8 protein-coding genes and 3 pseudogenes are annotated in these 9,284 nt (G+C 59.1%); 5 read left to right on the top strand and 6 right to left on the bottom strand.

The genetic code is table 11. The annotated features are described in order from the left end of the window. Positions 1 to 103: 103 nt before the first annotated feature. From AC1DTN_RS36840 to AC1DTN_RS36830, 3 genes and pseudogenes are all read right to left on the bottom strand, one after another. Positions 104 to 520, bottom strand: a complete 417-nt coding sequence (locus AC1DTN_RS36840) for an ABC transporter permease subunit (RefSeq protein WP_477925022.1) — start codon at positions 518 to 520, stop codon at positions 104 to 106. Between the two features lie 196 nt (positions 521 to 716). Further along, positions 717 to 908, bottom strand: a pseudogene (locus AC1DTN_RS36835) (ABC transporter permease); the annotation flags it as partial. A 224-nt stretch (positions 909 to 1,132) separates the two neighbouring features. Beyond that, positions 1,133 to 2,911 carry a sugar ABC transporter ATP-binding protein gene (locus AC1DTN_RS36830; RefSeq protein ID WP_477925020.1) on the bottom strand — a complete coding sequence of 593 codons (1,779 nt, stop codon included), beginning with the start codon at positions 2,909 to 2,911 and terminating at the stop codon, positions 1,133 to 1,135. 30 nt (positions 2,912 to 2,941) lie between these two features. Here AC1DTN_RS36830 and AC1DTN_RS36825 point away from each other — a divergent pair. Next, positions 2,942 to 3,682: pseudogene (locus tag AC1DTN_RS36825) on the top strand (transposase). Between the two features lie 214 nt (positions 3,683 to 3,896). Here the strand turns inward: AC1DTN_RS36825 and AC1DTN_RS36820 are convergent. The 3 genes from AC1DTN_RS36820 to AC1DTN_RS36810 form a co-directional block, all read right to left on the bottom strand. Further along, on the bottom strand, positions 3,897 to 4,091 hold the full coding sequence (locus tag AC1DTN_RS36820) for a hypothetical protein (protein ID WP_477925018.1): 195 nt from the start codon (positions 4,089 to 4,091) through the stop codon (positions 3,897 to 3,899). Between the two features lie 159 nt (positions 4,092 to 4,250). Continuing rightward, a complete protein-coding gene (locus tag AC1DTN_RS36815; protein WP_477925016.1) occupies positions 4,251 to 6,563 on the bottom strand; it encodes a N,N-dimethylformamidase beta subunit family domain-containing protein in 2,313 nt (770 codons plus the stop codon). Continuing rightward, the gene (locus AC1DTN_RS36810) at positions 6,560 to 6,934 is read right to left on the bottom strand and encodes a N,N-dimethylformamidase alpha subunit family protein (RefSeq protein ID WP_477925014.1); all 375 of its coding nucleotides are present in this window, start codon (positions 6,932 to 6,934) and stop codon (positions 6,560 to 6,562) included. The genes AC1DTN_RS36815 and AC1DTN_RS36810 overlap by 4 nt, the downstream gene beginning before the upstream one ends. A gap of 286 nt (positions 6,935 to 7,220) precedes the next feature. Between AC1DTN_RS36810 and AC1DTN_RS36805 the strand changes: the two are divergent. The 4 genes and pseudogenes from AC1DTN_RS36805 to AC1DTN_RS36790 form a co-directional block, all read left to right on the top strand. Continuing rightward, positions 7,221 to 7,472 (top strand): annotated as a pseudogene (locus AC1DTN_RS36805) (IS481 family transposase); the annotation flags it as partial. A gap of 96 nt (positions 7,473 to 7,568) precedes the next feature. Continuing rightward, positions 7,569 to 7,892 carry a molybdopterin cofactor-binding domain-containing protein gene (locus AC1DTN_RS36800; RefSeq protein WP_477925012.1) on the top strand — a complete coding sequence of 108 codons (324 nt, stop codon included), beginning with the start codon at positions 7,569 to 7,571 and terminating at the stop codon, positions 7,890 to 7,892. After that, positions 7,889 to 8,656: a molybdopterin cofactor-binding domain-containing protein gene (locus AC1DTN_RS36795; RefSeq protein WP_477925010.1), complete on the top strand. Its 768-nt coding sequence runs from the start codon at positions 7,889 to 7,891 to the stop codon at positions 8,654 to 8,656. Before AC1DTN_RS36800 ends, AC1DTN_RS36795 begins: the two co-directional genes overlap by 4 nt. A gap of 159 nt (positions 8,657 to 8,815) precedes the next feature. Continuing rightward, positions 8,816 to 9,136 carry a MoaD/ThiS family protein gene (locus AC1DTN_RS36790; RefSeq protein WP_477925008.1) on the top strand — a complete coding sequence of 107 codons (321 nt, stop codon included), beginning with the start codon at positions 8,816 to 8,818 and terminating at the stop codon, positions 9,134 to 9,136. Positions 9,137 to 9,284 lie beyond the last annotated feature (148 nt).

The following is a 9,284-nucleotide window of genomic DNA, read 5'->3' as shown; positions in this document are numbered from 1 at the left end:
CCCTTAATGGCGACGACCTTTCCGGACATGTGGGAACAGATTCCGCGGATGTTCGGAAGCGGTCGCTTCATTTTCTGCCCAGTCAACTGAATAGAACGGGTACTCACCGCGGGCGGGGGCCGAGCGTGTAGCTCATCAGCAGTGCGATAACGAGCAGCACGCCTTGGACGAAGCTTTGCGCGTAGTACGGAAAATTGAACATCGTCAGGCCGTTGATCAGCGTGGTAACGAAGATCGCGCCGATCAGAGTGCCGAAGGCGTTCAGCTTGTTGGCGCCCAGCACGGCATAGCCAACGAGGGCCGCCGAAACTGCCTGCAGCAGGTACGCGTCACCCACATTGACGTCGCCGCGATTGGAACGTGCCGCTAGCATCACGCCTGCGATCGCCGCCACCCCGCCGGAAATCAGGTACGCGGCCATGCGATACCGCGCCACCCGGATACCGGCGGCCGCAGCCGCGATCGGATTGCCGCCGACGGCGTAGAATGCTCGGCCCCAGCGCGTGTAGTTGAGCAGCACGATGACAACGACGAAATGAAGCCGGCCACCAAGACCGAGGCTGGTACACCGAACAGCTTTCGCCCCCGAGCCAGCCGAAGATCGGCGAGAACTTGCCCTGCGTAACCTGGCCGTTGAACGACATTCCTTCCGCGATTGACTGGCCGGAGACGCCAAGCAGCGTCAGCCCGTTGACGAGGAAGAGACTAGACAGCGTCGCCACAAGGTCAGGGATGCGGGCGTAGACGATCAGGAACATGTTGAGCAGCCCGACCGCCCCGCCCGCCGCCACCGCGATCAGGATGGCGGGCAGGCCGCCGAGTTCGCTGATGACTATGGCTGCGGTGGCGGCCATCACGGCGAGGGACATCGAGGCTCCAACCGACAGATCAAATCCGCCGACCGTCATCGACACCGTGGCGCCAAGCCCGATGACGGCGACGATGGAGGCCGCCTGCAGGATGAACATCGCGTTGGCGAAGGTGCGGAAGAACGGCTGCTGCCAGGAGAAGAACACGATCATAAGGACAAGCACTGCCAGCAGCCCGTAGCGATAGACAAAAGCCTTCACCTGTACCGCGCCGCGAGGGGCCAGATGGTCGTCCGCCGGCTGCTTGACTGAGTTCTGGATTGTCATTGGACCTTGCTCCCGATTGTGCTCTCTTCGTGTGAACCACCGACTCGGCTCATGATGTCGGAAAGTTCCTCCGAACTCAGCGCGTCCGCCATCACCTCGCGCACGATCACCCCTTCGACCATGATCAGCACTCGGTCCGCCACCTCGACCACCTCCTGCGGATCGGACGACGAGACGACGACAGAGCCATGGGCCGAGAAGGTACGGAGCGCCTCGGAGATTAGGCCGCGCGCGCCGATGTCGATAACCCGAAACGGCTCATCGAGGATGAGGACGGACCAGTCGTGCTCGAGCCATCGTCCTACCAGCAGCTTCTGCGGGTTGCCGCCAGACAGCGCCTCGATAGGGGCTTCGAAACCGGGACACTTGACACCGTAGTCGCGGATAACATCGCGAGTGAAAGCGATTTCCTTGCGTCGAACCATGAAGCCGTATCGGCTGAAGAAGTCCATGGCGCCGATCGAGCAATGCTTGACCAAGCTCTCGCCTGGAAAAATCGACTGCTTCGCCCTCTCCTCTCGAACCATCGCGACGCCCCTCGACATCGCATCCATGGCGTCACGCGGCTGGAAGGGCCTACCACCGAGCATCATCTGGCCAGACACCAGCGGCCTTGCGCCGTAGATCTGCTCCAGGAGCTCGGTCTTGCCCGCGCCGACCAGACCGGTGATGCCGACGACCTCGCCCTTACGCAGCGACAGGTCCATGGGCGCAAAATCTGGGTTAACGCGTAGGCCGTTGCCTACAAAGACCGGCTTCTCCTGAGAGCGGCGGATCGTGTGCTTCGTCGACAGGATGAGGTCGCCGAGGATCGACGTGGCAATCGTGTTGGTGTCGACCGGCGAATGGTGATCGGAAACGATCTCGCCGTTGCGCAGAACGATCGCGCGGTCGCAGAGCTGTTTGATCTCGCTCATGCGATGCGAGACATATAGCACGGCGATACCGCACCTTTTTAGGTCGGCGGCTGCCGCGAACAACTTTTCGGCCTCGCGCGCAGACAGCGTCGAGGTAGGCTCATCAAGGATCACAGCTTCGGACGCTTCACGAGCGCGCGCGATGGCTACCTCCTGGCGACCGCTGGCTGAAAGCTCCTCGACCTGCGCAGACAACGGCAGCTTGATACCGAGCTCTTGCTCGACCTCTCGCGCCCGGTTCATGAGGCTTCGGCGATTGAGGAAGAACGGCGCGTCAGTGGTCGAAAGGTCGTCGAGCAGCAGGTTCTCGGCCACTGTCATGCCAAACACCACCGCGTCATCGATGTTCTGGTGCACGGTGGCTATCCCGCAGTCGCGGGCGTCGATCGGCGAGCATATCTCGGTGGGCTTGCCCTCGATCAGGATCTCGCCTGAACTGCGCAGGAAATTGCCGGACAGCACCTTGATCAGGGTGGACTTGCCGGCGCCGTTGGCGCCGAGCAGCCCGAGCGTCTCACCCGGCATGATCGAAAAGCTCACGCCTTTCAGCGCCTGGGTCGCGCCGAACCGCTTGGTGATGTTGCGGAACTCGACGAGCGCGCCCGCGGGCTGCGCTGCAGGCTTTACGGCAGCGCGACCTTCCTGCGAGGCCTCGATCATTGCACCTTGTCCATCCAGGGGGCCTTTGCCACCTCTGGGGTCGGCTCCAAACAAAATCGGCGGTCCTGGCATGGTTATTCCTTTACTGTTCTGTTTCTGGGCGCACGAAAGCACCGCTTGGGGAGGCGTCGAACCGTGGCGTTGGTTGCGGTTGGACGCCTCTAAAAACCTCCTCTTTTTGCGGCATTCGTGATTCACTCCGGCTGTGTGATTTGCATGGAGCGGATGATGCGTGGACAGCCGGGGTTCTGGGATGTGGACGAACGTTATCAGCGGTTGAGTGCGGTCGGTGACCCGCTGGAAAGGCTCAACGCGATCATTCCATGGCCGGTATTCGAGAAGCCGTTGGCGAAGGCCGTGAAGCGGTCTGACGGAGCCAAGGGCGGACGTCCTGCTTTCCCGTCGGTGCTGATGTTCAAAATATTAGTTTTGCAGGCGCTCTATAACCTCTCCGACGACCAGGCCGAGTTCGTGATCCAGGACCGGAGCCCACGGAAACGCCGACATCAGCCGCGACGAAGCAGCATGCCATTGCTATTCCCATGTTCGGTTACAAGAACCATGCGGGCATCGACCGGGCGCACGGCTTCATCCGGGGATGGACGGTGACAAGTGCGAGCGCCCATGACGGTGCACAACTCAGGAACGTCGTCACCAAGGACAACACAGCCTCGATGGTTTGGGCCGACAGCGCCTATCGCTCGAAGACCAATGAGGAATGGCTGCAGGACAACGGACTGAAGTCTGACATCCATCAGAGGAATGTCGGAGGCGATGTCACGCGCCAATGGCCGTCGCTCGAAAGTGCGCTCCGCCGTCGAGCATGTCTTCGCCAGGCAAAAGGACAAGATGAAGCTGTTCATCCAAACCATTGGCATCAGCAGGGCCAAGGTGAAGATCGGCATGGCCAATATCGCCTACAACATGCTCCGTTATGTCTGGCTAACCGGAAAACCGCAGGCCGCGTGACGCACGGTGGCCGAAAGGCCGAAATGCTTGCCACTGACGCGGCAATCAAAATCCAATGCGAACGGTTTCGTCGCCAAATTCACCTGGAAGGCCGCTCCACAAACCCATCAACTCAAAAGCAGCCGGTAAATAGAGGTGTCCGGTTGTTGAAGGCGCTGAGAAAGTCCAGGCGGCTCAATCCCGTGGGACGAGCCGCCTGGTCCCCTTGGGAGGGCTATTTCATGCTGTCCATCCAGCGCGCACTGAGAAGCTGCGGAGTCTTCAGGCCGGGGAACTTCGCTGCCAGCTGCTCCATGTTCTGGATCCCATCCTTAAGCAGGGCAGCCTGCGTAACGATGGTCGGCGGCACGCTGAGTGTATCGCCTTCCAGTTGGCCGACAGCCTTCATCGTCGCAGCCCGCAGTACCACCGCGCCTACGTTGGCGGGATCAGTGGTAATTTTCTGACTGCCGGATGGCCTATCTCTGCCTGTGTGCTACTCCCGCTTCAGTCTCCGCATATCCAATACCATACTGTCGGGTGCCTCGGTCATCATTGTTGGGAATGAATGAGTTGACTTTTTTTAAACTCACCCTGCTTCTCCCTCTGCAACGATGACGTCGAGCGGTTCTGGACGCAGAAAACGCCTAACAATATTGGTGGTCAGCCGCGCGACGTTGTTGTCGTAATTATTGTGAGAAAGGGAGGCGGTGTAGGAAATCGAACCGACCGCAAATAGTGCGCCGCCTCCGACGAGAGGACTAAGGATAATGTCTGAGCGGATCGCCGGGTTTTCGGTGCCTCCAATTCCCGGAACCGTTTCGTAAATTTCCTCTGAAGCGAGCAAATACGCGTCCGAAAACGGACCAGACGTTGCAAGCAGCAAGGTGCCTGGGGGGGTTCCGAGGACGGGTTGGTAACAATCGATCTCTGTGCCAGCTGCACCGCCGCCCATTATGCCGAAGTCGCCAATACGCTCGTCGGGAGCGATGCCCTTGAACGCGAACGCCGCGACTGGATCATGGCTGTCTTCCAGACGTTCGTAGTAAGTGCTGCGATCCATGCCCTGGGCCGTAAATCCAACACCAAGCAGGCGTTGGGGTGGCAGTCCCTTGTTGCGCCAAAGGCCTGCGCTTTCACCCGATGTGGTATGGCGCCTTTCGCCGAATGCGGACTGGTGCGGGCGGGTACCGCCATCAGAGCGCCTGAGTTCCATGATCGAGCGGTCTTCCGGATCGAACGACACCGTCGCGAAGAAGCCGTTACCGCCCAAGTACATAAGCCGACCGCCGTGACGCGTGAATTCGTCGATCGCCAAGATCTCGTTGCGCGACACGTATTCGGGATGGCTGCCGGTAATCAGAACCTTGTAATCTTTTAGCAGGTCATACCCTTCAAGATCGAGATCTTCATCGGTGATGGGGTCATAACCGAGATCCAGGGCTTCCAACCAATGGGCAATGCAGAGGTCCGCAGGCAGCCCCCACACGCCATCCGCTTGAGGCCAACCGCGATGCTTCGGCTGAAGTGTCAGAATCGGATGATGAAGGCCGCTGAAGACGACGCCACTGCCATCATTGTGAACTTCGTAGCAGCAACGCCCGAATTCCGGATGATCCTGTAAAATCAAGTCTATGGGATTGACTACGGGCGTGTGGCCGACAAGTGCCTCGGCACCGTTCGCCTCGAATGGAATCCGGTCATTTGCGTAAGCGAGATAGGTCGCGGTCGAGAAAAGGATAGCTATTTGGGCTTTCTTTTCGCCTGCACGCACGAAGAAAGGAACGTAATATTCCGCAGATCCGCTCGTCAGTTTCGCAGCATACACGCCACTCCGACAATCTTTCGGAATCTCGAGCGTGAATGCAACCGGCCAATTTGCATCGGTGATGTCATCATCATGAAAATGGATGGCATCATACTCATCCGGCGCCAAGCGGAAGTCGTCTACCAGACCCGTAAACCGATGCCCCGTCACACCGCGCAGTGGGTTGTTGTAGCAGCGCCCATGAAGCTTATTGGACGATTCATCAACAACCTCTTGAAGCAAAAGATTGTCGGCACGCGTGCTGCGTCCCAAATGCCAGGCTGCGACCACGTCGTTAGAGTCGCTGCGCGAAATCTTGATCCCGCCAATTTTCCCGTTGAAGACACTTGCAGCCAGAACGCGGTCATCCTCGCGCCGAGCCAGCGCCCCGATCCTGAACGGAAACTCGCTCGCAGACCACTTGCCCGAAATCGAGGCGGACTGTGATTGCGCCACAAGTCCCGTAGCCTGACTCGAGCATTGGTTCATGATGTTCGAAATGGGCGTCTGGTCAAGGTAGACCTTCCCCTCAATGGCTACGATCCGAACCGTCAGCCGATACCACTGGTTCGCTTCAAGGCCTGTCGAGAGCGAGAGCCTTTTGGTGCTTGTGCCGTCGTTCCACACGAAGCCCGGTTTGCCGTCGTCCAAAATAAGCGCGTAACCAGTTTGTGTCGCCTCTGACCAGTTGCCAAGAATAGCCTGATGAGTGGCTCCACTGCCAAAGGAGTTCTGCGTAACCTGGTATGCCCCAAAGTTTCCGGAACGAGTTCCCTTGGGCAGGGTCGGGAACACGTGCGCCTCGATCACAAACCCGTCTGGAGTGCTCAGAATTCCATTCTCGTCGTTGACTTCCATGTATGAGCCGGGCTGGCAGGAATACCGCTTGCCTTCATAGCTGCCGTTGATTTCGGAAACACATCCCGTTTCAAGGAAACCTGGACCGGCTGAGCCCGTAAAGGCATGTCCAAGTCGGACAAGGTTTGCATCGTACCTGTCCAGGTTTTCGCAGCTGACGTGAAAGGAGATAGTCTCGCCTGGCCGTGCAGCGAACCGGTCGGAATAACCGAAGATTTGTTGTGAACTGTGTGTCATGCCTCAGTGCCTTTTTCTTCTTTGCTCGCGGCATCGCTGGTGTCGGAGATCGCGAAGAAGGCGTCTCTACGCATCGAAAAAATTGCTCGCATAGCGTCTTCATAGCTGCTGAAAGTTTCGGGCAAGGTAGAAAGGTTTCCGGGCGCGCCTACTTCGATCCTTCCGATTCCCCAAGGACCGTTCGCGCCTAGCGAGACAACGACCTCTTTACCGGCGACGCTAGCATTTCCGAACGCGCGAACCACTCTAGCGGTACTGTCTTCGTGCGGCCCTAGCGGTGATTTGTTGTACGCGGCAAAAACCTCGTCAGTGAAGATTTCGCGAAGACGAGCGTGGTAACGGCGATGGAATATCCCGCTAAGTTCATTCACCCGGTGCTCACTAGTGCGCATCGTCATACCTCACCAAAACAAAAAATGAAAATACGATTGCTGACGTCGTGTTTGATAAGCATCGGTCCCATGAGTATTTCTTCCTATTCCAAAAAGTGCGGCGGACGGACGACAGATGTTAACCTCGGGTTTTGAGCGGGACGACTATCATCTCGCTCAATTTAGGGGCGCGGTGCACAAGCGTATATCATCACAATGAACAGCGATTTTTCTGAGGATGCACAGGCCATCGGCTGGCATTCCAGAACTTTGATGGCGACCTACATGGGCGAACGGTCAGGTAGAGCGGATGAACCGCACGATCAAGGACGCGACCGTCAATCGCTTCCGCTACGACAGCCACGATCAACTGCGGCGGCACCTTCGAAATTTGTTGATGCCCACAACTTCTGCCAGCCCCAAGACCCTCAAAGGCCTCACGCCACACGAGATTATCTGCCAGCGGTGGACTTCAGAGCCGGATCGATTCATCATCGAACCCATCCATGAAATGCCGGGACTGAACATCCAGCTCTAACGCACCACCCAAAGCAGACACGGAAGCTACGTTTCTCACCGGCTGAACTGGCAGTAGTTGTCATGATAGTCGAGCCGATTCTCAAGTCCAAGTACTTTGCGCTACTCCAGCGGCACCTATGGCGGCATGTGGGCCGAGCTCGGCGCGATGACCGCTTTCGCCTGCTACAGGCTCGAAGACGTCAGGACTGTCGGCTACGAAGTGCTGGTCAACCGGCCGAAGACCGCTGCCTATCGCGCGCCGTCGGCGCCGGTGGCCGCCTTCGCGGTGGAAAGCGCGGTCGACGAACTTGCCAAGAAGGTCGGAATGGACCCTGTCGAGCGCCGGACCAGGACGCTGCGCAGGAACGCACCAGATCGTTCCACGGCCCGATCGGCATCGGCCCGCGGCTCGAAGCGGCGAAGGACCGTCCGCACATGAACCCTCTGCTCGACAAGAACCAGGGCCGTGGCATGGCTTGCGGCTTCTGGTTCAACTTCGGCGGCCAACCCTGCACGGCCCTCAACATCGGCATGGACGTCTCGGTCTCGCTTGCCATCGGAATTGTGGATGTCGGCGGCTCGCGCGCCTCACTGTCGCTGGTGGCGGGGGAAGAACTCGGCATCGCTTACGAGCAGGTCAAGGCGGTGGTCGCCGATACGTCCAGCCTCGGCTACAACGACATGACGGATGGCAGCCGGGCACCTTCTCGTCCTCCATGGCGACGATCTCGGCTGCCGGGAATGCGATCAAGGTTCCTGCGGGAACGTGCTGCGCAGATGTGGGACATTTCCGCCGACGACTTAGTCTGGGAAAAGGGCCACGCCATTGCCAAGGGCGATAAGCATGGCAATCTCGGGCGGCTTTCGATGAAGGAGATCGCCGCCGCATCGGGGAAAATCGGCGGACCAATCGCCGGTCACAGCGATCTCGTCGCCGACGGCGCGGGCGTCTCCTTCGCCACCCATATCTGCTATATCGAGGTCGATCCTGGCACCGGCGCCACCAAAGTGCTGCGCTACACCGTCGTTCAGGACGCCGGCACGGCGGTGCACCCGAGCTATGTAGAGGGACAGTACCAGGGCGGGGCCGCGCAAGGCATTGGCTGGGCGTTCAACGAGGAGTATATCTATGCAAGGACGAACGGCTTCAGAACTCCGGCTTCCTCGACTGCCGCATCCCGGTCTGCTTGGGCCTACCGATGATCGGCAAACATATCCTCGAGATCCCCAACCCCAACCACCCTTACGGGGTGGGCAGCGTCGGCGAGACGTCGATCGTGCCGCCGCTGGCGTGCGGATGACACACATTCCGATGTCGCCGGCACGCATCCTGGCGGCGATCGAGGCGGAACGGTCAATCTGATGGTCGAAGTGACGCTGTGGGGATCGCTTGGCACGGCCGCCGGAGGCAGGAACAAGATCGAGGCCAAGGATATAAGGGAGCTGCTCAGGAAGCTAGCTGAACAGTATCCCGGTCTCGAGCCCTGGATCGACCGCGGCATCGCCGTTGCCATCGACGGAAAGATCTATCCACCTTGGCGCCGGCGGGGGCGAACCCCCTCCGCGAGCGTCCGCCCGATCCCCTGCCCGGCTCCCTTAATGGCGACGACCTTTCCGGACATGTGGGAACAGATTCCGCGGATGTTCGGAAGCGGTCGCTTCATTTTCTGCCCAGTCAACTGAATAGAACGGGTACTCACCGCGGGCGGGGGCCGAGCGTGTAGCTCATCAGCAGTGCGATAACGAGCAGCACGCCTTGGACGAAGCTTTGCGCGTAGTACGGAAAATTGAACATCGTCAGGCCGTTGATCAGCGTGGTAACGAAAACGAA

The sequence above is a fragment of the Rhizobium sp. 01T444 genome (assembly GCF_056398305.1).
The sequence above is the reverse complement of the archived record's forward strand: the minus strand, read 5'-3'. Positions and strand labels throughout refer to the sequence as shown.